This is a genomic window from Sphingomonas chlorellae (assembly GCF_056485145.1).
In genome coordinates this window covers 1,350,487-1,369,606 of record NZ_JBQXXM010000001.1, presented here as the reverse complement: position 1 = coordinate 1,369,606, position 19,120 = coordinate 1,350,487, and the positions used below count along the sequence as shown (strand labels likewise).

The window sequence follows — 19,120 nt, the reverse complement described above, 5'->3', positions numbered from 1 at the left end:
GTCTCCGCCCGGTCACTTCTTCTTCAAGAAATTCTCGAAGCCCGGCGGCAGGTTGGGCATGCCCTGTCCTGCCCCCGGCAGGCCGGGCAGTCCGCCGCCCGCCTGCTTCATCATCTCGCCCAGTTCGGGACCGCCGAGCCGGCTGCCCAGCCCGCCGAGTCCGCCGCCGGGACCACCCTTGCCGAGAAGGCCGAGCATGCCCTTCAGGCCGCCCATCTTCTTCAGCTTCTTCATCGCCGTCTGCATTTCCATATGCATCTTGAGCAGCTTGTTGACGTCCTGCACGGTCGTCCCGCTGCCCTTGGCGATGCGGATCTTGCGCTTGGCGTTGATCAGTTCGGGCTTGGCGCGTTCCTTGGGCGTCATGGACGTGATCATCGCGTCCATGCGCAGCAGGATCTTCTCGTCGATTGCGCCCGACGCCATCGCCGCCTGCGCCTTCTTGAGCCCGGGGATCATTCCCGCCAGCGCGCCCAGGCCGCCCATGCGGCGCATCTGCTGGAGCTGCGCACGCAGGTCGTTGAGGTCGAACTGGCCCTTGGCCAGCCGACTCGCCATGCGTTCGGCGTCTTCCTGCTCGATCGCCGCCGCGGCCTTTTCGACCAGGCTGACGACGTCGCCCATGCCCAGGATGCGGCCCGCGACACGCTTCGGGTGGAAAGCCTCGATCTGGTCGAGTTTTTCGCCCATGCCGGCGAACTTGATCGGCTTGCCGGTGACGGCGCGCATCGACAGCGCGGCGCCGCCGCGCGCATCGCCGTCCATACGGGTCAGCACCACGCCGGTCAGCGGCACCTGCTCCGAGAAGCTGGTGGCGACGTTGACCGCGTCCTGGCCGGTCAGGCTGTCGACGACGAGCAGGATTTCATCGGGACGCGCGATGTCGGCAACCGACTTCATCTCGTCCATCAGCGCCTGATCGACATGGAGGCGGCCCGCGGTATCGAGCATCAGCACGTCGAAGCCCTGCAGCTTCGCCGCCTGCAGCGCACGCCGGGCGATGTCGACGGGCTGCTGCCCGGCGATGATCGGCAGCGTCGCGACCTCGATCTGGGTGCCGAGCACCGCGAGCTGCTCCTGCGCGGCGGGGCGATTGACGTCGAGCGACGCCATCAGCACCTTCTTGCCCTTGGTCTTGGAAAGCAGCCGCGCGAGCTTCGCGGTCGTCGTCGTCTTGCCCGAGCCCTGAAGGCCGACCATCATCACCACGGCAGGCGGCGTGACGTCGATTTCCAGTTCGGCGGTATCGGGGCCGAGCATGTCGACCAGCGCGTCGTGGACGATCTTGACGACCTGCTGTCCCGGCGTGACCGAACGCAGCACCTGCTGCCCCACGGCCTCCTCGGTCGCCTTGTCGACAAAGCTGCGCGCCACCGGAAGCGCGACATCGGCTTCCAGCAGCGCCACCCGCACTTCGCGCATCGCGGTGCGGACATCGGCCTCGGTGAGCGCGCCACGCCCACGCAGGCGCTCAAAGACGCCGCCCAGCCGGTCGCTCAGATTATCGAACATGGGTCCAGAACCACTCCACTTTGCACCACCCTGCCAAACGCAAAACGCGCCGGCGGACGAAACCTCGTCGGCCGGCGTCACCCCTCAGGGTGTCGATGTCGTGCGTCCCGCAGGGAACGGCAAGGCGAGGCCATACGCATTTCCATACGCCCACGCAAGGCAATTGCGCGCGCCTCCGGCCCGACCGGGCGGCAGGAGCCGTCGCGAAAGGATTTGTAAAGGCCCGCACTTAACCCGATCTACACCCTCCACCGCCACAAGGTCGTTTCGCAATCGCATTGGGAGGGAAGCGGACCGGAAATGGTGGCCGAGGTGGACGACCTGTTCGACGCGGATCGCGGCCGCCCCGAAGCCAGCCTGATCGCAGGCGCGGTCAGCGTTGCGTCGGTGCTGCTGTTCATCGGGATCGGCAGTGCGGTGCTCAACCGCACCGTCGACCATTATCTGCACGGCGGCGCGCCCGCCGACCGCTCGCTCGTCATCGCGCTGTTGCTCAACATGGCGCTGATCCTGATCGGCTGGCGCCGCCACCGCATGCTCGCGACCGAACTCCAGATCCGCGCCGCCGCTGAAGAGCGGGCGCAGCATCTGGCCAGCCGCGACCCGCTCACCGGCTTCCTCAATCGCCGCAGCCTTGCCGAAGAAGGCGCCGCGATGCTCTCTCGCGCCGCCAAGCGCCATCGTGCGATGGTGCTGATGGTGCTCGACCTCGATCACTTCAAGACGATCAACGACATGCATGGCCACGCGGTCGGCGATGCCTTGCTGCGCGATGCCGCGGCCGAGGTGCGTTCGATCCTGCCGCCGGCGGCGCTGGTCGCGCGGCTGGGTGGCGACGAGTTCGCGTGCGGCTTTCTGTTCGATCCCGCCGATCCCGGCGTGGTCGAGCGCATCGCGCAGCAGATGGTCAGCCGCATGGCGCAACCGTTCGAGGCCGAAGGGCTGCGGCTGCACATCAGCTGCTCGCTCGGCATCGCGCGTTCGGACTTCGACTGCGGCACGATGGACGCACTGCTCCGTTCGGCCGATATCGCGATGTATCAGGCAAAGAAGGGCGGCCGAAACCGCTATGCCTGGTTCGACCGCTCGATGGAGCGCGAACTGCAGCTTCGCAACGAGATCGAATCCGGGTTGCGCCTTGCCCTGCCCCGCCAGGAAATCGTCCCCTATTTCGAGCAGCAGGTCGATCTTGCGACCGGGCGGCTCCACGGGTTCGAGGTGCTGGCGCGCTGGGAGCACCCCGAACGCGGCACGATCCGGCCCGACGTGTTCATTCCCGTCGCCGAGGACACCGGCATGATCGCCGAACTTTCGCTTTCGATCATGCGCCAGGCGTTCACCGCCGCGCGCGACTGGGACCCGTCGATCAGCCTGTCGATCAACATCTCGCCCTGCCAGCTTCGCGACGCGTGGCTTGCGCAAAAGATCATCAAGACGCTGACCGAAACGCGCTTCCCGGCCAACCGACTGGAAGTCGAGATTACCGAAAGCGCGTTGTTCGACAATCTGGCGCTCGCCCAGTCGATCGTCGGCAGCCTGAAGAACCAGGGCGTCCGGCTCGCACTGGACGATTTCGGCACCGGCTATTCGTCGCTGGCGCATTTGCGGGCGCTGCCGTTCGACCGGATCAAGATCGACAAGAGCTTCATCATGTCGCTCAACGACAATCCGGACTCAGCGGCGATCGTCAACGCGATCATCGGGCTGGGCGAAAGCCTCAACCTTCCGGTCACGGCCGAAGGCGTCGAGGAACCCGCGATCGAGGAGCGGCTGCGCGCGCTCGGCTGCGCCAAGGCGCAGGGCTGGCTCTATGGCAAGCCGCTTTCGATCACCGGCGCCCGCCGGATGCTCGCCGAACGCCGGCTGTTGCTGCAGTCGAACCCGCTCCCGCCGTCGGGCACGCAACGCCTGGTCGGCTGAACCGACACCGGGCGCGTGGACTTCGCGCCTGACCATGCCTAGATCGCGCCGGCATGTCCGCCACGCCTACGATCATCAATCTCGGATGCCGGCTCAACCTTGCCGAGGGTGAGTCGATCCGCACGCTCGTCGGCGGACGCGCGGCGGTCGTGGTCAACAGTTGCGCCGTGACCAACGAGGCCGTGAAGCAGACGCGCCAGGCGATTCGCCGGGCCCGACGCGCCCATCCCGACGCCGAACTGGTCGTCACCGGCTGCGCGGCACAGATCGATCCCGCCGGCTTCGCCGCGATGCCCGAGGTCGACCGCGTGCTGGGCAACGCCGAAAAGCTCGATCCCGCCGCCTGGGCAGCGCCCGCGCGCGTCCAGGTCCAGGACATCATGGCGGTGCGCGAAACCACCCCGCACCTCGCCGCCAGCTTCTCTGCGCACGCCCGCGCCTTCGTCGAGGTGCAGAATGGCTGCGACCATCGCTGCACCTTCTGCGCGATCCCTTTCGGGCGCGGCAACAGCCGTTCCGTGCCGGCGGGCGCGGTGATCGAACGCATCCGCGGCCTCGTCGCGGCGGGCCATGCTGAAGTGGTGCTCACCGGCGTCGACCTTACCAGCTATGGTCCCGATCTGCCCGGCCAGCCGAGCCTCGGCTTGCTCGTCCAGCGGGTCCTCGATCAGGTGCCCGGGCTTCGGCGCCTGCGCCTGTCTTCGCTCGATTCGATCGAGATCGACGCCCGACTGTTCGAGTTGCTGACGCAGGAAGCGCGCGTCATGCCGCACGTCCACCTCTCGCTCCAGGCGGGCGACGACATGATCCTCAAGCGGATGAAGCGGCGGCACAGCCGCGCCGACGCCGTCGCGATGGTCGATCGCCTGAAGGCCGCGCGGCCGGAAATCGCGATCGGCGCCGACCTGATCGCGGGCTTTCCGACCGAAGATCCGGCGATGTTCGCCAACAGCCTGGCGCTGATCGACGATTGCTACATCGTCCATGCGCACATCTTCCCCTACTCGCCGCGGGAGGGGACGCCGGCCGCGCGCATGCCGCAATTGCCGCCGGCGCTGGTCCGCGAACGGGCCGCGACCCTTCGCGAGGCCGCGGCGGAACGGCGCGACCGCTGGCTCGCGAACCAGGTGGGCAGCGTGCAACCGATCCTCGTCGAGCGCCCGGGCGACCGCGGTCATGCGCCCAACTTCGCCGAGCTGCGTTTGCTTCGCGACGATTCGCCGCGGGCGCCGACTTCTGCTAGCGCCGCGCAACAAGGGGACGGCCCTGCCCGTCCGCCATCAGGAACTGGAATGCCGGAAACTGGAATGCTGCCAACTGGAATGTGTGAGCCGGGAACGATCGTGCAGGCGCGGGTGACGGGCGTCGCCGACGGGCGGCTCGTCGGGGTGCGCGCATGAGCGGGGCGTCGTGGCACGAGCGCCTGCTCGGCGGCCTCAAAAAGACCTCGGACCGGCTGCTGGGCAACCTGGCCGGCCTATCGGGCGCGCGGCTCGACGACGCGACGCTCGACGAGATCGAGGAGGCGCTGATCGCGTCCGACCTCGGCCCCGAAATGGCCGCGCGCGTCCGCACCCGGCTCGCCGAGGGGCAGTTCGAGCGCAACCTCGAGGAACTGGGCATCCGGCTGATCGTCGCGGACGAGATCGCCAAGGCGCTCGCGCCCGTCGCCCGCCCGCTCGAGATCGACGCCTTCCCGCGCCCGCACGTCATCCTGGTGATCGGCGTCAACGGGTCGGGCAAGACGACGACGATCGCCAAGCTCGCCAACCAGCTCGCCGAGCAGGATTACAGCGTGATGCTGGCGGCAGGCGACACCTTCCGCGCCGCCGCGATCGGCCAGCTCAAGACCTGGGCCGACCGGATCGGCGTGCCGATCGTGTCGGGCGCCGAGGGCGGCGACGCCGCGGGCATCGTCTATGAAGCCGTCAAGCAGGCGACCGCGAACGGCACCGACGTGCTGATCGTCGACACCGCCGGGCGCCTTCAGAACAAGCGCGAACTGATGGACGAGCTGGCCAAGATCCGCCGCGTCCTTGGCCGGATCAACCCCGCCGCGCCGCACGACGTCGTGCTGGTGCTCGACGCCACCACCGGCCAGAACGCGCTCAACCAGATCGAGGTGTTCAAGGAGGTCGCCGGCGTCACCGGGCTGGTGATGACCAAGCTCGACGGCACCGCGCGCGGCGGCGTGCTCGTCGCTGCGGCCGAGAAATACGGTCTGCCCATCCACGCGATCGGCGTGGGCGAGAAGGTGGACGACCTGCGCGGCTTCGATGCCGGCCAGGTTGCCCGCATCATCGCCGGCGTCGACGAACTCACCGGCGAGGGGCGGCGCTGATCCGCGCCGCACCCGTTCCCCCATCCATCCCCCGCCGGCCCGGCCGGCGGGGACTGCGCTAGAGGATCTATGGCCGAAACCCGCCCCCCGCTCTCCCCCGGTCTGCGCATGCTGATGGACTATGGTCCGCTGGCGGTGTTTTTCCTGGTCAACAGCTTTGCGCCCGGCATCCAGCTGATGCGCATCCTGGCCGCAACCGCCGCCTTCATGGTCGCGATGGTGGCGGCGATGCTGTTCTCGTGGTGGCGCGCGCGCCATATCTCGCCGATGCTGTGGATCACCGGTGCGCTGGTGATCGTGTTCGGCAGCCTGACGCTCTATTTCCACGATCAGAGCTTCATCCAGATGAAGCCGACGATCGTCTACGCGATGTTTGCGGTCATCCTCGGCTATGGCCTCGTCGCCGACAAGCCGCTGCTCCAGACGATGCTCGAAACCGCCTATCCCGGGCTTTCCGCGCGCGGCTGGCGGTTGCTTACGATCAACTGGACGGGCTTTTTCGCAGTCATGGCGGTGCTCAATGAAGTGATGCGCCATATGCTCGACTGGGACCGCTGGGTCACCTTCAAGACCTGGGTGGTCATTCCGCTGACGCTCGTCTTCGCGATGCTCAACATCCCGATGCTGCTGCGCAACGGGCTGCAACTCGATCGCCCCGAGGACGCGCCGGTTCCGCCCGAAGGCTGAACGGAGCGCCCGCACGATGCGCCGCCCTGCCCATGTGACGCTCCACGCGCTCAACGCGCTCCGCCGCCGGGTCCGCAGCAGCGAGACCTGGTTTCTGGGGCTCGCCGTGGTCGTCGGGATGCTGGGCGGGCTGACCGCGATCGGGACGGGCGAGTTCGCCCGGTGGCTACAGCGCATCCTGTTCGACCTCGATCCCGGCGAGCATCTGAGTGCCGCCGGTTCGATTTCACCCTGGCGCCTGCTCGCGCTGCCGCTCGGCGGCGCGGTGCTGGGGCTGGCGCTGTGGCTGACCCGCAAGCGCACCCCGATCGACATCGTCGAGGCGACGGCCCTCCACGGCGGTCGCATCCCCCCGCGCGACACGGTCACCGTGGTCGGCCAGACCGTGCTTTCGAACGGCTTCGGCGCATCGGTCGGGCTTGAGGCGGCCTATGCCCAGGCGGGCGGCGGAATCGCCTCCTTCGTCGGTGAACGCTTCAAGCTGCGGCGCAACGACCTACGCACGCTCGTGGCCGCCGGGGCCGGCGCCGCGATCAGCGCCGCGTTCGGCGCGCCGCTCACCGGCGCCTTTTATGCATTCGAGATCGTGCTCGGCGCCTACACGCCGCCCGCGATCGCACCGGTGATGGCGGCCTCGATCGTCGCAGCGGTGACCGCCCGCAGCATCGGCGCGCCCCCATATGTGATCGCTGCCGGGGGCACGCACGGTGCCACCACTGCCGACTATGCGCTGTGCGCCGTGCTCGGGCTGGTCTGCGCGCTCGTGGGCATCGCGTTGATGCGCCTCGTCTCGATGGCCGAGGTAGCGGTGCGACGCTCGCCGATCCCGCGTCCGCTGGCACCGATCCTGGGCGGCCTGCTGCTCATTCCGCTGGGGATGGTCACGCCCCAGGCGCTGTCGGCGGGGCACGGCGCGCTCAACCTCACGCTGATCAGCCAGGTGACCGCGCTTTCGCTCGTCACCGTGCTGGGACTCAAGATCGCCGCCTCCGCCATTTCGCTGGGTTTCGGCTTTCGCGGCGGCCTGTTCTTTGCGTCGCTGTTCCTCGGCGCGCTCGTCGGCCGGCTCTATCAGCTCGTACTCGCCCAGTTCCCCGAGTTCCATGCCCTCGCCGCGGTCGACGCGACCATCGTCGGCATGGCCGCGCTCGCCGTCGCCGTTGTCGGCGGGCCGATGACGATCGCTTTGCTGGTGCTCGAGGTGACGCACGATTTCGCGATCACGGGTGTCGCCATCCTCGCGGCGATGATCTCGACGACGGTGGTGCGCGTCACCTTCGGCTACAGCTTCTCGACCTGGCGACTGCATCTGCGCGGCGAGACCATCCGCAGCGGACGCGACATCGGCTGGATGCGCAACCTCACCGCCGGACGGCTGATGCGCCGCGATCCGCGCATGGTCCGCGCGACGACGACGCTCGGCGCATTCCGGACGCTGTTTCCGCTGGGATCGACCTCACGCGTCGTGCTGACGGGGATCGACGATCAGTATCAGGGGATCGTCCGCACCGCCGATGTCTGGTCGTCGACGCTCGCGGAGGAGGCGCCCGTCGCACAACTGGCGACGCTGACCGACACCGCGCTTTCGCCCGAAATGCACATCGGGACGATCATGGAGACGTTCGACGCGAGCGAGGCGGACGATCTGGCCGTCGTCGGCGAGGACGGCCATGTGATCGGCCTCATCACCGAGCGCCATGCCCGCAAACGCTATGCCGAGGAACTCGAAAAGGCGCAGCGCGACCTGTTCGGCGAAGACTGACCGCGGCAGCGCGCGTCAGCAGCAAGCCCCTTCCCCATGCGACACCGCCGCAGGGGGAAGGAAGCAGGCAATGTCGATCAGCCCTGGTCGGCGCGGCTGACGCCCTGGCCGTCCAGATTCTGCGCGACGAAATCCCAGTTGATCAGATTTGCCGAAACCGCGTTCAGATACGCCGGGCGCGCATTGCGATAGTCGACATAATAGGCGTGTTCCCACACATCGATCGTCAGCAACGGCTGCATGCCGTCATAGACGATAGGCGTGTCGGCATCGTGCAGCGACGTGACCTTCAGCTTGCCGCCGTCAAGGACCAGCCAGCCCCAGCCGCTGGCGAAGTGGTTGGTCGACTCAGCGACCAGCTGCTTGACCAGTTCGTCGGTCGTGCCGAAGCTCTCGGCGATCAGTTCGGCGAGCTTGCCCGACGGCGTCTGCTTCTCGGGCGACAGGCACTGCCAGAAAAAGCTGTGGTTCCAGATCTGGGCCGAGTTGTTGAACAGGCCCTTGTCGCCCGTTTCCTTGGCCTTCTTGATCACCTCGGAAAGCTTCAGCCCCTCGAGCTTCTTTTCGACGACAAAGCCGTTGGTCTTGTCGACATAGGCCTTGTGGTGCTTTCCATGGTGGAATTCGAGCGTTTCGGCCGACATGTGCGGCGCCAGCGCATCCTTGGCATAGGGCAGCGCCGGAAGTTCGAAAGCCATGAGCGTCCTCCTTTTGGGTGGTTCTTGCCGGATGCCCGCCTAACGCATCCGCCGGGCGTTCGCCGCAACAAATTTTCGCATCCCGCCATTGAGCGGTTCGATTGGACGAGGCGCGCGCCCGCAACTCATCCCGTGGCGCCCAACAGCCCGTGCCGTTTGAGCGCATGACGAAGCTGGTCATAGCTAAGCCCCAGCCCCTCGGCGGTTGCGCGCTGGTTGTAACGATGCTCAGCAAGTGCCTGGCGCAGCAACTGCTTTTCGAACTGGGCGACGCGCGCCTTGAAGTCCCCACCCGACGGCGCATCGTCGGTCGGCACCGGCATCCGCTCGACCGTCTCGGCGAGCGGTGCGATCGTCGGGGTTTCCGGCTCCGCCGACGCCGCGCCCCGCGTGCCGCCCCCGGCCGCCCCCGGCATCGCGCGCGGGCGAAAGGGTGAATCGAACGGGTCGATCTGAACCGCATCGATCGGCCCCTCGCGCTCCCACCGGTACACGGCGCGCTCGACGACGTTGCGCAGTTCGCGGACATTGCCCGGCCATTCATAGCTGGTGAGACGATCGAGCGCGTTGGGCCCCCAGCCCGGCCAGTCGGTCCAGCCGATCTCCGCCGCCATCCGCCGGCCGTAAAAATCCGCCAGCACCTCGACGTCGCCGCGGCGCGCCCGCAACGGCGGCAACGTCACCACCTCGAAGCTCAGCCGGTCGAGCAGGTCGGCGCGGAACGTGCCGCGCGCGACCCGGTCGGGCAGATGCTCGTTCGTCGCCGCGACGATGCGCACGTCGACGCGGATCGGCCGCGACGCGCCGATCCGCGTCACCTCGCCATATTCGACCGCGCGCAGCAGCCGATCCTGCGCCGCCATCGACAGCGTCCCCAGCTCGTCCAGAAACAGCGTGCCGCCATCGGCTTCCTCGAACCGTCCGGCCCGCGCCTTGGTCGCGCCGGTAAAGGCGCCGGCCTCATGTCCGAACAGTTCGGCCTCGATCAGCGTCTCCGGAAGCGCGGCACAGTTCATGACGACCAGCGGCTGGTCCCAGCGGGGGCTCAACCGGTGAAGACGCTCGGCAACCAGTTCCTTGCCGGTGCCGCGCTCACCGATCACCAGCACGGGCCGGTCCAGCCCCGCCGCGCGGCTCGCCCGTTCGAGCGCGTCGAGAAAGGCCGTGGACTGGCCGATGACCTGTGTGGTTCGCTCCATGACGAATAGTTGGGGATTTTCCCCAACATTTGGCAAGCGAAATCCGCGTCCACCAGGTCTCAGACCAGCGAAAAGCACGGAAATCCGCCACTTTCAAAAACTGGCACGCCCCCTGCAATAGTTTGAGCAAGCCCGATCAAGGGCAGGTTGAAACCAAGGTTCAGGAGGTCACCATGTCGTACCAGGCTACCAATCTTCGCAATGCGTTCGTCGCCGTCTCGCTCTCGCTGCTCGTGAGCGTGGTGATGCTGGCCAACACCGTCTCGGTGCCGATGGCCTGACGCGCCGACCATCGATGCCGCCGGCCCCGGGGCTTCCCCTTGGCTCCCCCGGCGGGTTCAACTGAAGGAGTTTGAAATGGGTATCTTCTCGCGGACCCGGGACATCATCGCCGCCAACGTCACCGACCTGCTCGACAAGGCCGAAGACCCGGCCAAGATGATCCGCATGATCATCCTCGAGATGGAGGAGACGCTGGTCGAGGTCCGGGCCTCCGCCGCGCGCACGATCGCCGATCAGAAGGAAATGCGCCGCCACATCGCCAAGCTCGAAAAGCTTCAGGAAAGCTGGACCGAAAAGGCCGAGCTGGCGCTGAGCAAGGGTCGCGAGGATCTCGCCAAGGCGGCTCTTGTCGAAAAGCGCAAGGCCGCGGACATGTGCGACCAGCTCGAAGCGGAGATCGCGGTGCTCGAAGAGACGCTGCGCGCGTCCGAAGAGGACATCGCCAAGCTCCAGAACAAGCTGCGTGAGGCGCGCACCCGTCAGAACTCGATCAGCGCCCGGCTGGAAAGCGCCAACAACCGCTTCCGTCTGCGCGAAATGACCAACGGCAGCCGGATGCAGGACGCCTTCTCGCGCTTCGAGGTGCTGGAACGCCGCGTCGATCTCGCCGAAGGTCGCGCCGATGCGGCCGGAATGGGCACCGCGCCCAAGTCGCTCGAGGAAGAGATTGCCGAGCTGCGGTCGTCCGACAAGGTCGACGCCGAGCTCGAGGCGCTCAAGGCACGACTGAACAAGGGAGCCTAAGCCATGGAAGATGTGCTGGTCCCGATCGGGGTGGTGGGGATGCTCTTCATCGGGCTTCCCTGGGTGGTGATGCACTATGTCACCAAGTGGAAGCAGGCCGGCACGATCACCGGCGAGGACGAAAAGCTGCTCGACGAACTCTATTACACGGCGCGGCAGCTCGAGGAACGTCTCAACACCGTCGAACGCATCATCGCCGCCGACAATCCCGATTTCCGTCCGCTCTCGGCGAGCCGCCCCGAGCCGAACCCCTATGACATTGCGAGGAGGAACTGAAATGTCCGCTCGTACCAAGTTCTACCGCGACAAGCAGAACGGCAAGTGGATGGGCGTGTGCGCGGGCATCGCCGACTATACCGGGATCGACGTGACCTGGGTGCGCGTAGGCTTCGTCCTGCTCACCCTGGCGACGGGCTGGGCGCTGCTCGGCTATCTCGCGATCGGCATGATCGCCGAAAAGCGGCCGATCGACCTCTATGAAGGGCCCGAAGACGCCCGCTTCTGGCAGGGGGTCCGCACCAATGCCCGCCGCTCGACCGCCGAGGTCCGCTCGAAGTTCCGCGACGTCGATCGCCGGCTCGCCGACATCGAACTCTATTACACCAGCCGCAACAAGCGCCTGGCCGACGAAATCGACAGCCTGCGCTGACCCGATGACCCGGGAACGGACGACAAGGCAACAGGGAGGTTCAAATGCGTGAGTTGAGCTGGCTCGTCCCGGTACTGATCGTCACCGCGGTGATGGCGTCCCGGGCTTTCCAGACCTGGGTCCGCGCCAAGCACGGCTACCCGATCGAGGACGAGAATTGCTCGCGGCGGCGCAGTCGCCGCATCGGTGAGGAGGCGCTGGAGGCAGAACGCAAGATCGCGCTGCTGTCGACCGAGAACGAACGGCTGACCGGCCAGATCAGCCGCCTCGAAGAGCGGATCGCGGTGCTCGAACGGATCGCCACCGACCCCGCCGAACGCGTCGCCCGCGAAATCGAATCGCTGCGCTGATCCGCGGCAGGAGACGGAGGAAAGACGATGGACGTCAACATGATCGCGTTCTTCACGATCGTCGTCGGCATTCCGGTGATCGCCGGCGTCGGCTCCGACATGTTCCGCCGCTGGCTTCGCTACAAGACCGCGATGGCCGAGGCGCTCGCCGCCCGCACCGCCGAACAGGCCGCGCAATATGCGGCGCAGACCGAGCGGCTGGAGCAGCGGGTCCGGGTTCTCGAACGCATCGTCACCGACCGCGGCATCGCGGTCGCCGAAGAAATCGAACGGCTGCGCGAAGCACCGCTCAACTAAAAGGGATCAAAAACATGCTGATCGTTTCGCTCGCAGTGCTTGCGGCACTGTGCGGGGGCGCTATCGTCCTCGCCGAATCCCGGGATCGCCCTCGCCGCCGCGCCATGCGGCTTGCCGAGGCCCAGCAGAAAGACTGAGCGCCGGGGGCGCCAAAGAGGGGAGTTACTACGATGAACGCGGCAGAACTGGTCGTCGCCATCGTGATCATCGTGACGGTGGGGAGCGTGCTCAAGGCCCGCTATGCGGCCCACCGCGCCGCTGGCCATCGCGTCGGTCCCTCGGCCGAACCGGCGGCGGCCGACGAGGCCCGGCGGCTCCGCGAGGAGGTCCGCGCGCTCAAGGAGCGGATCCAGGTGCTCGAACGCGTGATTACCGACAACGAAAGCAGCCTGCGGCTCGATCGCGAGATCGAAGCGCTGCGCGAACCCAAGCTGTGATCCGGGAGGACATTCGATGACCACCGATCCCAATTTCTACCTCACCTGCGCGCTGTCCGCGCTGGCGACGGTCAGCATCGTGACCTGGGCCGGGCTCGCCGGCTGGCGCGGCTGGCTCGAACTCAAACGACAGGAACTGGCCGAGCGCAGCCGCGGCCCCGCCGGCGAGGCCGCGGCGCTGCCGACCACCGCCTCGCGGATCGAGATTGCCGATCTCAAGGAACGCGTCCGCAAGCTCGAAGCCATCGCGGCCGGGGTTGACCTCTGACCCCACGCCGCCACGCCGGTCCCGCCGACACCCGGGCGGGGCCGGCGGCCCCTTGCGACCGCGCGGGACCGCGTCCCGGCGCCCCAAGCGCCGCCCTGATACTGGCATCATCCAGCACAAGGGCTATAGGGGCCCGATGACGAGCCTTGCCGACCTCAGCGAAGAATATGAATTTCTCGACGCCGACGACCGCTATCGGCTGCTGATCGATCTGGGCCGGGCGCTCGAGCCCATGCCCGATGCGCTCAAGACCGATGCGACGCTGGTACGCGGCTGTTCGGCATCGGTCTGGGTCTATCCCACCCGCACTGCGACGGGAACGCTGCACTTCCTTGCCGATTCGAACGCGGCGATCACCAAGGGGATCATCGCGCTCGTCCTGCTGGCGGTTCAGGATCAGACGCCCGCGGCGATCCTGGCGACCGACATCGAAGGCGCGCTCGCGCCGTTCGATCTGCGCAACCAGCTCAGTTCGAACCGGACGCAGGGCATCCCCAACATGATCGCGCTGATCCGCGAGACCGCCGCGCGCTACGCGGACGCCTGAACGCCCGCGCAGCCGCCGCTCTGGCTATTTCGCGTAGGCGCGCACGCCATAGGCACAAGGCGATGCCGAACACGATGCCATGATGACCCGCACGGTGTAGTTGCCGCTCTGCGGGACATGGACGATGGGGAAATCATCGTCCAGCTCGTCGCGGTCGACCTCCTGGCCGTTGAGGTCGACGATCTGGATATCCATGTCCTTGCAATCGCCGTCGCAAGCACCGACGAGCTTATAGGACTTGCCGCCGGTCAGCTTGACGGCAAGCTCGGCACGCTCGCCCTGCTTGAGGTCGCCTGAGCGCGTCCATCCGGTGGGCCGGTATCCATCGTTGCGGGACAGTTCGTCAGCCTTGGCGAGCAACCGCCCCACCAGGTCGTCCTGCGCCATTGCGCCGCCGACCGGCACCATCATCGCCAGCGGCACCAGTGCCGCACGCATCGCTTTCTTCATGACACCCCCCGTCCCTGATGAACGTGCCGGATCTCGGCTGCGGCAAGCGTCGCTGTCAAGTCGGGGGATGTTCGACAGCCGTCAGGCCCAGCCGGTCTGCCACCGCGCCCACATCGGCGCCCAGCGGCACCGTCAGCGACGCGCGCTCGCCGGGCCGGCGGACCGTCACCGCCCCGCGCGGACAGACGGCCAGGCACGCCACTTCGGCGATCGGTGCCGGCTTCGGCCCTAACGGCCACCACCATCGCCGCGGCGAGAGGTGACGACGCAGCGCGCGTGCCAGCGACCAGCGACGGCCAGGACCGAAACCGCCCCCTGCCCGCGCGGTACACCGGGCGCAGATCAGCAGCGCCGGCGTCGTCGGCGCGCGCCTCACTCCGGCTTCCAGCTCCGGCGTTCCTCGGCCGCACGCAGGACTTCATAGGCCGCCTGGATCGCCTGAAACCGCTGCGCCGCGTCGGCATCGCCCGGACGCACATCGGGATGGTTGGCCTTGGCCAGCCGCCGCCAGGCGTTGCGGATGGCTTCGAAATCGGCATCGACCTCGAGCTCGAGAATGTCGAGCGCGCGCATCTCCTCGCGCGAACGGCTGCCGTCGCCGGCGCCGCCCCAGCCATGATAGGATGCGCTCGCATAGCCATTGGCGGTGCGGCGCTCGTCATGCTCGCGCTGGGCTGCGGTCTCGGCGTCGAGCCCGGCGAAATAGTCCCAGTTCTTGTTGTACTCGGCCGCGTGCGTCGCACAGAAATACCAGCGCTCGCGGCTGTTGGGCGATTTGGGCGCGGGGCAATTGCCCGGCTGGTCACAGCCATGACGGTCGCACATCCGCACCTGCTGCGCCTCGCTCGACGCGCCATAGCCGCGCCAGCGTGGGAAGCCCCAGTCCGTCGATCGAGTCTGCCGCGCCATAACGCGCCCCAGATAGGCGCGACGGGCACGATTGACCAGCATCAACGCCAACCGCCGCGCTACGGAAAGCACATGTGCCAACTCCGGCACGGCACACTAGGAAAAACCCGCGGATTTCTGCGGAAACAATGCCAGAGGGTCTATAAGCCGGGTTCTGTCCTCGCCCGATGGGCGATGGGCGACCATTCCTCTAGGGGACGGCTCGCACCGCCCCTCAAGCAACCAACCCGGACGACGCGCCGGAACCGGGCGCATGTGCCGTCCCTATTCGGTCTTGCTCCCGGTGGGGTTTACCGTGCCGCTTCCGTTGCCGGTCGCGCGGTGCGCTCTTACCGCACCCTTTCACCCTCACCCTTACCCTTGCGGGCAGTGGGCGGACTGCTTTCTGTGGCACTTTCCCTGGGGTCGCCCCCGCCGGGCGTTACCCGGCACCGTGGTTCCGTGGAGCCCGGACTTTCCTCGGGCGCTTCGATGAAGCGCACGCGGCCGCCCGACCCTCTGGCCGGGCCGCTCTAGCCGCGCAGCTTCGCGCGGCCAAGCGCTTATTCAGAGCTTCTCGACGTCGGTGGCCGACGGATCGGGATCACGCACGGGCGTGCCCCAAGCCTGGACCTCGATCACCGTCTGCGTGCTCAACGGTCCCGAAGCGATCGCGGTCCGGCGATAATCCGAACCGACGCGCACCAGCCCGTCGGCGCCCGACACCCGCGCCGCCTGGCGGAGCGCCGCGGTCGCGTCGGCAACGGTCGGCGTCGTGACCGACACGACCTCGCGGCCGCTCGAATCCTGCTTCGCCACACCCGACATCCGCACCCGCAGAACACCGAGCGTCACCTGTGCCTTGATCGGATCGTTGCCCATCATTGGCTCAGGCTACCAGCACGTCCTTTCCAAAGCGTAACCAAATATTATGAATTGGCCGATAACCGGGCGATTATCCCCGAATCTCAGGCGTCGCCCTGCGGCGACGGCAGCAGCAGCGCGAACAGCAGGCAACAGCATTCGCGGTCGATCTCGCCGTCGATCAGTTCGGGCCGAAACCGGCGCTGAAACGCCGTCACCGCAGCCACCGGATCGCTCACGTCATAGCCGAACCGTTCGAGCGCGAGCATGAACGCCCCGTCTCCCCAGCCCGGATCGACCAGGTTGCGCGTCGGCCGCGGCAGCGCCAGCCGCAGTCGGGCCAGCGCATGCCAGTCGAACAGTTCGCCCGGATCCTGCTTGCGCGCCGGCGCGACGTCCGAATGGCCGACGACGTTGCCGCGCGTGATGCCGTGTCGCGCCTTGATCTCGGCGACGAGCGGGATCAGCGACTCCATCTGCGTCGGCGGGAACGGACGATAGCCGAATTCATGCCCCGGATTGACGATCTCGATCCCGATCGAGGCCGAATTGACGTCGGTGATCCCGCGCCAGTGCGACCGGCCGGCGTGCCACGCGCGCTTGTCCTCGGGAACGAGCCGCAGGATCCGGCCGTCCTCGTCGACGACATAATGCGCCGAAACCTTCGCCTCCGGATCGCGCAGCCGGGCGATTGCCGCGCCCGCGCTCTCCATGCCGGTATAGTGCAGCACGATCATCGTGATCGGCAGCGTGCGCGCGTCGAAATTGGGCGACGGTGCGTCGACAATGGCAAGTCCCGCGGTCATCGGACGCGTTTACGAGCGCGCAGGGGCATGGGGCAAGCGCGATGCACGGCGGTGCGCGGCGTCATCGGTCAGGCGGGCAGTCCGGCCGCCGCGCTCCGCTCGGCAGCGCTGCCCGCGACATAAAGCCCGCGATACTGCTCGCTCGGCTTGAAATGGCTCGTCTGGCCGATCACCGTCTCGCCCGCACCCAGTACGAGCAGCCCGCCGGGGCGGATCGCCTGCGCCATCATGTCGAACACGCGCTGGCGCAGCGGCAGCGAGAAATACAGCAGCACGTTGCGGCAAAGCACGATGTCGAACCGCCCCGACGGCGCCGGATCGACGACCAGGTTGTGCGGGCGGAACTGGATGCGACGCACCAGCTCGGGCCGTGCCGCCCAGTCGTTTCCCGCCGGCTCGAACCACTCGACCATCCGCCGCACGGGCAGCCCCCGCTGGATCTCGAACTGCGAATAGCGTGCCGCCCGCGCGCGGGCGAGCGCCGCCGGCGAGATGTCGGTGCCGATGATCTCGGGCGCGGTCGGTCCGTCGAACAGGCCGTTCTCGTGCAACAGCATCGCCAGCGACAGCGGCTCCTGCCCGTTCGAGCAGCCCGCCGACCAGATGCGCAGCCGCCGCCCGCCCGCCTCGGCCTGCATCGCGATCGCTGCGGCGGCGACCATCTCGATCACCGCGGCGTCGCGGAAAAAGCTCGTTTCCTGGTTGAGCAGCGCATCGACCACCGCCTCGCCCAGCTCGGGCGACCGCGACAGCACCAGTTGCGCGACCAGCGCGTCGAGCGAGGCGAGCTGCTTTTCGCGCAGCAACGGCTTCAGCGCCGTCTCGATGCGCCAGGCCCGGTTGGCCGCGATCTGCTGTCCCGTGCGCTGTTCGAGCAGCGCGGCGATGACGTTCATCGCGCTCGCCGATGCCGTGGGGGCCGGCGTTGGGCTGTTTCCCGCCATCACCGGCCGCCTCCCAGCGTGGCGATCAGCCGGCCGATCTCGTGCGGCGGCAGCACCGCGCTGGCACAGCCCGACGTCGCCACCGCGCCGGGCATTCCCCAGACGACCGAAGAGGCCCGGTCCTGCGCGACCACACGCGCACCGGCCTCCACCAGCGCCCGCGCGCCCTCGGCCCCGTCGCGCCCCATGCCGCTCAGCACGACGCCGACCGCCCGCCGGCCGAACACGTCGGCGGCCGATTCGAACATCGGGTCGACCGAGGGGGTACAGCCGCTGACCGCACGCTCGTCGCTCAACCGCACCGCCGCACCGTCGCTCGTCCGCACGACGCGCAGATGCGCATCGCCCGGTGCAACCAGGATATGCCCGGCGCGCACCCGCATATGGTCGTCGGCGACCTCGCACGGTCGCCGCCCCAGATCGGCGACCTGCGCCGCGAAATAGGGCATGAACGATGCCGGAAGATGCTGCGTGATCAGGATCGGCACGGTGAAATGCGGCGGAATGGCGCGCAGCACCTGGCTCAGCGCATGGATGCCGCCCGTCGACGCGCCGATCGTCACCAGGTCGACCTCGTGCGTGCCGAGTGCGGGGGGCGCCGCGACCTGCGGTGCCGGATGCACCTCCCCCATCGCCGGTTCGACCAGCCGCAGCAACCGTTCCTGCAGCTTCTCGGCGAATCGCCCCGCAAACGCGCCGATCCCCGGTTTGACGAGCGTGTCGGCCGCGCCCAGCGCAAGCGCCTGCACCGTCACCGCCGCGCCTTCATCGGCCGAGGACGAAACGATCAGCACCTTCGCGCCGCGTCCCGCCGCGATCACGTCGGGCAATGCGGTGATCCCGTCGATCCCCGGCATCGCGATGTCGAGCAGCACCACGTCGACCGCATGGTCGTGCAGATAGGCGAGCCCCGCACGCACGTCGCTGAACGACCCGGCCACCTGAAAGCGGCCGGTCGCCTCGATCATCCGCGCCAGCACCGTGCGCGCGACGACCGAATCGTCGATGATGACCACCTGCGCGGGCAGGCCGGCATGCACCGTTGCGGCGGGAGAGACCGATCCGACGATCACTGCGGCAGGCTCAGGCGACGCCCACGATCTGCAGCTTGCTCTCCAGCGTCTCGCGGTCGAACGGCTTCATCACATATTCGTCCGCGCCCGCCTCGATCGCGGCGCGGATATAGGCCATGCCGTTTTCGGTCGTGCAGAAGACCACCTTGGGCTTGCGCGGCAGGTCCGAAGCCTTGAGCGCGCGCAGGAAATCCATGCCGCTCATCACCGGCATGTTCCAGTCGAGCAGCACCACGTCCGGCGTCGACGCCAGGCACGAATCGAGCGCCTCGCGCCCGTCTCCCGCTTCGCGCACCTCGAACTCCAGCGTCTCAAGGATGTGTCGAGCGACCTTTCGGATGACCTTCGAATCATCCACGACCAGACAAGTTTTCATGATTCCCCGTTCCCGGCAGCCTGCTA

25 protein-coding genes and 1 other RNA gene are annotated in these 19,120 nt (G+C 67.7%); 14 read left to right on the top strand and 12 right to left on the bottom strand.

Going from position 1 to position 19,120, the window contains the following annotated elements:
- Positions 1-12 precede the first annotated feature (12 nt).
- Positions 13-1,512 carry a signal recognition particle protein gene (gene ffh, locus ACT3CF_RS06385; protein ID WP_478421217.1) on the bottom strand — a complete coding sequence of 500 codons (1,500 nt, stop codon included), beginning with the start codon at positions 1,510-1,512 and terminating at the stop codon, positions 13-15.
- Positions 1,513-1,812: 300 nt separating this feature from the next.
- Between ffh and ACT3CF_RS06380 the strand changes: the two genes are divergently transcribed.
- From ACT3CF_RS06380 to ACT3CF_RS06360, 5 genes are all read left to right on the top strand, one after another.
- Positions 1,813-3,432: a putative bifunctional diguanylate cyclase/phosphodiesterase gene (locus tag ACT3CF_RS06380; RefSeq protein WP_478421215.1), complete on the top strand. Its 1,620-nt coding sequence runs from the start codon at positions 1,813-1,815 to the stop codon at positions 3,430-3,432.
- A gap of 53 nt (positions 3,433-3,485) precedes the next feature.
- Entirely contained in the window at positions 3,486-4,832 is a 1,347-nt protein-coding gene (gene mtaB, locus ACT3CF_RS06375) for a tRNA (N(6)-L-threonylcarbamoyladenosine(37)-C(2))-methylthiotransferase MtaB (RefSeq protein WP_478421213.1), read from the top strand.
- On the top strand, positions 4,829-5,773 hold the full coding sequence (gene ftsY, locus ACT3CF_RS06370; protein ID WP_478421211.1) for a signal recognition particle-docking protein FtsY: 945 nt from the start codon (positions 4,829-4,831) through the stop codon (positions 5,771-5,773). The genes mtaB and ftsY overlap by 4 nt, the downstream gene beginning before the upstream one ends.
- Before the next feature lie 69 nt (positions 5,774-5,842).
- Positions 5,843-6,460 carry a septation protein IspZ gene (gene ispZ, locus ACT3CF_RS06365; protein WP_478421209.1) on the top strand — a complete coding sequence of 206 codons (618 nt, stop codon included), beginning with the start codon at positions 5,843-5,845 and terminating at the stop codon, positions 6,458-6,460.
- A gap of 16 nt (positions 6,461-6,476) precedes the next feature.
- Positions 6,477-8,222 (top strand): chloride channel protein, encoded by a 1,746-nt coding sequence (locus tag ACT3CF_RS06360; protein WP_478421207.1) that lies wholly within the window; start codon positions 6,477-6,479, stop codon positions 8,220-8,222.
- A 77-nt stretch (positions 8,223-8,299) separates the two neighbouring features.
- Here ACT3CF_RS06360 and ACT3CF_RS06355 read toward each other — a convergent pair whose 3' ends face one another.
- The gene (locus tag ACT3CF_RS06355; protein WP_478421205.1) at positions 8,300-8,920 is read right to left on the bottom strand and encodes a superoxide dismutase; all 621 of its coding nucleotides are present in this window, start codon (positions 8,918-8,920) and stop codon (positions 8,300-8,302) included.
- A 125-nt stretch (positions 8,921-9,045) separates the two neighbouring features.
- The gene (gene pspF / locus ACT3CF_RS06350) at positions 9,046-10,119 is read right to left on the bottom strand and encodes a phage shock protein operon transcriptional activator (protein WP_478421204.1); all 1,074 of its coding nucleotides are present in this window, start codon (positions 10,117-10,119) and stop codon (positions 9,046-9,048) included.
- A gap of 357 nt (positions 10,120-10,476) precedes the next feature.
- Between pspF and pspA the strand changes: the two genes are divergently transcribed.
- From pspA to ACT3CF_RS06305, 9 genes are all read left to right on the top strand, one after another.
- Entirely contained in the window at positions 10,477-11,145 is a 669-nt protein-coding gene (pspA, locus tag ACT3CF_RS06345; protein WP_478421202.1) for a phage shock protein PspA, read from the top strand.
- Between the two features lie 3 nt (positions 11,146-11,148).
- Positions 11,149-11,421 carry an envelope stress response membrane protein PspB gene (pspB, locus tag ACT3CF_RS06340; protein ID WP_478421200.1) on the top strand — a complete coding sequence of 91 codons (273 nt, stop codon included), beginning with the start codon at positions 11,149-11,151 and terminating at the stop codon, positions 11,419-11,421.
- Position 11,422: 1 nt separating this feature from the next.
- On the top strand, positions 11,423-11,794 hold the full coding sequence (pspC, locus tag ACT3CF_RS06335; RefSeq protein WP_478421199.1) for an envelope stress response membrane protein PspC: 372 nt from the start codon (positions 11,423-11,425) through the stop codon (positions 11,792-11,794).
- Between the two features lie 53 nt (positions 11,795-11,847).
- Positions 11,848-12,144: a hypothetical protein gene (locus tag ACT3CF_RS06330; RefSeq protein ID WP_478421386.1), complete on the top strand. Its 297-nt coding sequence runs from the start codon at positions 11,848-11,850 to the stop codon at positions 12,142-12,144.
- A 27-nt stretch (positions 12,145-12,171) separates the two neighbouring features.
- Positions 12,172-12,441 carry a hypothetical protein gene (locus ACT3CF_RS06325; protein ID WP_478421198.1) on the top strand — a complete coding sequence of 90 codons (270 nt, stop codon included), beginning with the start codon at positions 12,172-12,174 and terminating at the stop codon, positions 12,439-12,441.
- A gap of 14 nt (positions 12,442-12,455) precedes the next feature.
- Positions 12,456-12,578 carry a hypothetical protein gene (locus tag ACT3CF_RS06320; protein WP_478421196.1) on the top strand — a complete coding sequence of 41 codons (123 nt, stop codon included), beginning with the start codon at positions 12,456-12,458 and terminating at the stop codon, positions 12,576-12,578.
- A 33-nt stretch (positions 12,579-12,611) separates the two neighbouring features.
- On the top strand, positions 12,612-12,878 hold the full coding sequence (locus tag ACT3CF_RS06315; protein ID WP_478421194.1) for a hypothetical protein: 267 nt from the start codon (positions 12,612-12,614) through the stop codon (positions 12,876-12,878).
- 16 nt (positions 12,879-12,894) lie between these two features.
- Entirely contained in the window at positions 12,895-13,146 is a 252-nt protein-coding gene (locus ACT3CF_RS06310) for a hypothetical protein (protein ID WP_478421192.1), read from the top strand.
- 136 nt (positions 13,147-13,282) lie between these two features.
- Positions 13,283-13,693 (top strand): SufE family protein, encoded by a 411-nt coding sequence (locus ACT3CF_RS06305; RefSeq protein WP_478421190.1) that lies wholly within the window; start codon positions 13,283-13,285, stop codon positions 13,691-13,693.
- A 24-nt stretch (positions 13,694-13,717) separates the two neighbouring features.
- Here the strand turns inward: ACT3CF_RS06305 and ACT3CF_RS06300 are convergent, their stop codons facing one another.
- The 9 genes from ACT3CF_RS06300 to ACT3CF_RS06260 all read right to left on the bottom strand — a co-directional run bounded on the left by ACT3CF_RS06300 (position 13,718) and on the right by ACT3CF_RS06260 (position 19,094).
- The gene (locus tag ACT3CF_RS06300) at positions 13,718-14,143 is read right to left on the bottom strand and encodes a hypothetical protein (RefSeq protein WP_478421189.1); all 426 of its coding nucleotides are present in this window, start codon (positions 14,141-14,143) and stop codon (positions 13,718-13,720) included.
- A gap of 55 nt (positions 14,144-14,198) precedes the next feature.
- Positions 14,199-14,519 (bottom strand): (2Fe-2S) ferredoxin domain-containing protein, encoded by a 321-nt coding sequence (locus tag ACT3CF_RS06295; RefSeq protein ID WP_478421188.1) that lies wholly within the window; start codon positions 14,517-14,519, stop codon positions 14,199-14,201.
- The gene (locus ACT3CF_RS06290) at positions 14,516-15,052 is read right to left on the bottom strand and encodes a J domain-containing protein (protein WP_478421187.1); all 537 of its coding nucleotides are present in this window, start codon (positions 15,050-15,052) and stop codon (positions 14,516-14,518) included. Before ACT3CF_RS06290 ends, ACT3CF_RS06295 begins: the two co-directional genes overlap by 4 nt.
- A gap of 127 nt (positions 15,053-15,179) precedes the next feature.
- An RNA gene (gene rnpB, locus ACT3CF_RS06285) (RNase P RNA component class A) lies at positions 15,180-15,554 on the bottom strand.
- A gap of 44 nt (positions 15,555-15,598) precedes the next feature.
- Positions 15,599-15,916 carry a hypothetical protein gene (locus ACT3CF_RS06280; protein ID WP_478421185.1) on the bottom strand — a complete coding sequence of 106 codons (318 nt, stop codon included), beginning with the start codon at positions 15,914-15,916 and terminating at the stop codon, positions 15,599-15,601.
- 83 nt (positions 15,917-15,999) lie between these two features.
- On the bottom strand, positions 16,000-16,701 hold the full coding sequence (locus ACT3CF_RS06275) for an N-acetylmuramoyl-L-alanine amidase (RefSeq protein WP_478421184.1): 702 nt from the start codon (positions 16,699-16,701) through the stop codon (positions 16,000-16,002).
- 68 nt (positions 16,702-16,769) lie between these two features.
- The gene (locus ACT3CF_RS06270) at positions 16,770-17,645 is read right to left on the bottom strand and encodes a CheR family methyltransferase (protein WP_478421182.1); all 876 of its coding nucleotides are present in this window, start codon (positions 17,643-17,645) and stop codon (positions 16,770-16,772) included.
- Positions 17,645-18,613 (bottom strand): chemotaxis protein CheB, encoded by a 969-nt coding sequence (locus ACT3CF_RS06265; protein WP_478421384.1) that lies wholly within the window; start codon positions 18,611-18,613, stop codon positions 17,645-17,647. Before ACT3CF_RS06265 ends, ACT3CF_RS06270 begins: the two co-directional genes overlap by 1 nt.
- Before the next feature lie 115 nt (positions 18,614-18,728).
- Positions 18,729-19,094, bottom strand: a complete 366-nt coding sequence (locus tag ACT3CF_RS06260) for a response regulator (RefSeq protein ID WP_478421180.1) — start codon at positions 19,092-19,094, stop codon at positions 18,729-18,731.
- Positions 19,095-19,120: the final 26 nt, after the last annotated feature.

Coding starts and splice junctions, on each gene's coding strand:
- ffh (WP_478421217.1), bottom strand. CDS start 1,512: ATGTTCGATAATCTGAGCGACCGGCTGGGCGGCGTCTTTGAGCGCCTG.
- ACT3CF_RS06380 (WP_478421215.1), top strand. CDS start 1,813: ATGGTGGCCGAGGTGGACGACCTGTTCGACGCGGATCGCGGCCGCCCC.
- mtaB (WP_478421213.1), top strand. CDS start 3,486: ATGTCCGCCACGCCTACGATCATCAATCTCGGATGCCGGCTCAACCTT.
- ftsY (WP_478421211.1), top strand. CDS start 4,829: ATGAGCGGGGCGTCGTGGCACGAGCGCCTGCTCGGCGGCCTCAAAAAG.
- ispZ (WP_478421209.1), top strand. CDS start 5,843: ATGGCCGAAACCCGCCCCCCGCTCTCCCCCGGTCTGCGCATGCTGATG.
- ACT3CF_RS06360 (WP_478421207.1), top strand. CDS start 6,477: ATGCGCCGCCCTGCCCATGTGACGCTCCACGCGCTCAACGCGCTCCGC.
- ACT3CF_RS06355 (WP_478421205.1), bottom strand. CDS start 8,920: ATGGCTTTCGAACTTCCGGCGCTGCCCTATGCCAAGGATGCGCTGGCG.
- pspF (WP_478421204.1), bottom strand. CDS start 10,119: ATGGAGCGAACCACACAGGTCATCGGCCAGTCCACGGCCTTTCTCGAC.
- pspA (WP_478421202.1), top strand. CDS start 10,477: ATGGGTATCTTCTCGCGGACCCGGGACATCATCGCCGCCAACGTCACC.
- pspB (WP_478421200.1), top strand. CDS start 11,149: ATGGAAGATGTGCTGGTCCCGATCGGGGTGGTGGGGATGCTCTTCATC.
- pspC (WP_478421199.1), top strand. CDS start 11,423: ATGTCCGCTCGTACCAAGTTCTACCGCGACAAGCAGAACGGCAAGTGG.
- ACT3CF_RS06325 (WP_478421198.1), top strand. CDS start 12,172: ATGGACGTCAACATGATCGCGTTCTTCACGATCGTCGTCGGCATTCCG.
- ACT3CF_RS06320 (WP_478421196.1), top strand. CDS start 12,456: ATGCTGATCGTTTCGCTCGCAGTGCTTGCGGCACTGTGCGGGGGCGCT.
- ACT3CF_RS06315 (WP_478421194.1), top strand. CDS start 12,612: ATGAACGCGGCAGAACTGGTCGTCGCCATCGTGATCATCGTGACGGTG.
- ACT3CF_RS06310 (WP_478421192.1), top strand. CDS start 12,895: ATGACCACCGATCCCAATTTCTACCTCACCTGCGCGCTGTCCGCGCTG.
- ACT3CF_RS06305 (WP_478421190.1), top strand. CDS start 13,283: ATGACGAGCCTTGCCGACCTCAGCGAAGAATATGAATTTCTCGACGCC.
- ACT3CF_RS06300 (WP_478421189.1), bottom strand. CDS start 14,143: ATGAAGAAAGCGATGCGTGCGGCACTGGTGCCGCTGGCGATGATGGTG.
- ACT3CF_RS06290 (WP_478421187.1), bottom strand. CDS start 15,052: ATGGCGCGGCAGACTCGATCGACGGACTGGGGCTTCCCACGCTGGCGC.
- ACT3CF_RS06280 (WP_478421185.1), bottom strand. CDS start 15,916: ATGATGGGCAACGATCCGATCAAGGCACAGGTGACGCTCGGTGTTCTG.
- ACT3CF_RS06275 (WP_478421184.1), bottom strand. CDS start 16,701: ATGACCGCGGGACTTGCCATTGTCGACGCACCGTCGCCCAATTTCGAC.
- ACT3CF_RS06270 (WP_478421182.1), bottom strand. CDS start 17,645: ATGGCGGGAAACAGCCCAACGCCGGCCCCCACGGCATCGGCGAGCGCG.
- ACT3CF_RS06265 (WP_478421384.1), bottom strand. CDS start 18,613: ATGATCGAGGCGACCGGCCGCTTTCAGGTGGCCGGGTCGTTCAGCGAC.
- ACT3CF_RS06260 (WP_478421180.1), bottom strand. CDS start 19,094: ATGAAAACTTGTCTGGTCGTGGATGATTCGAAGGTCATCCGAAAGGTC.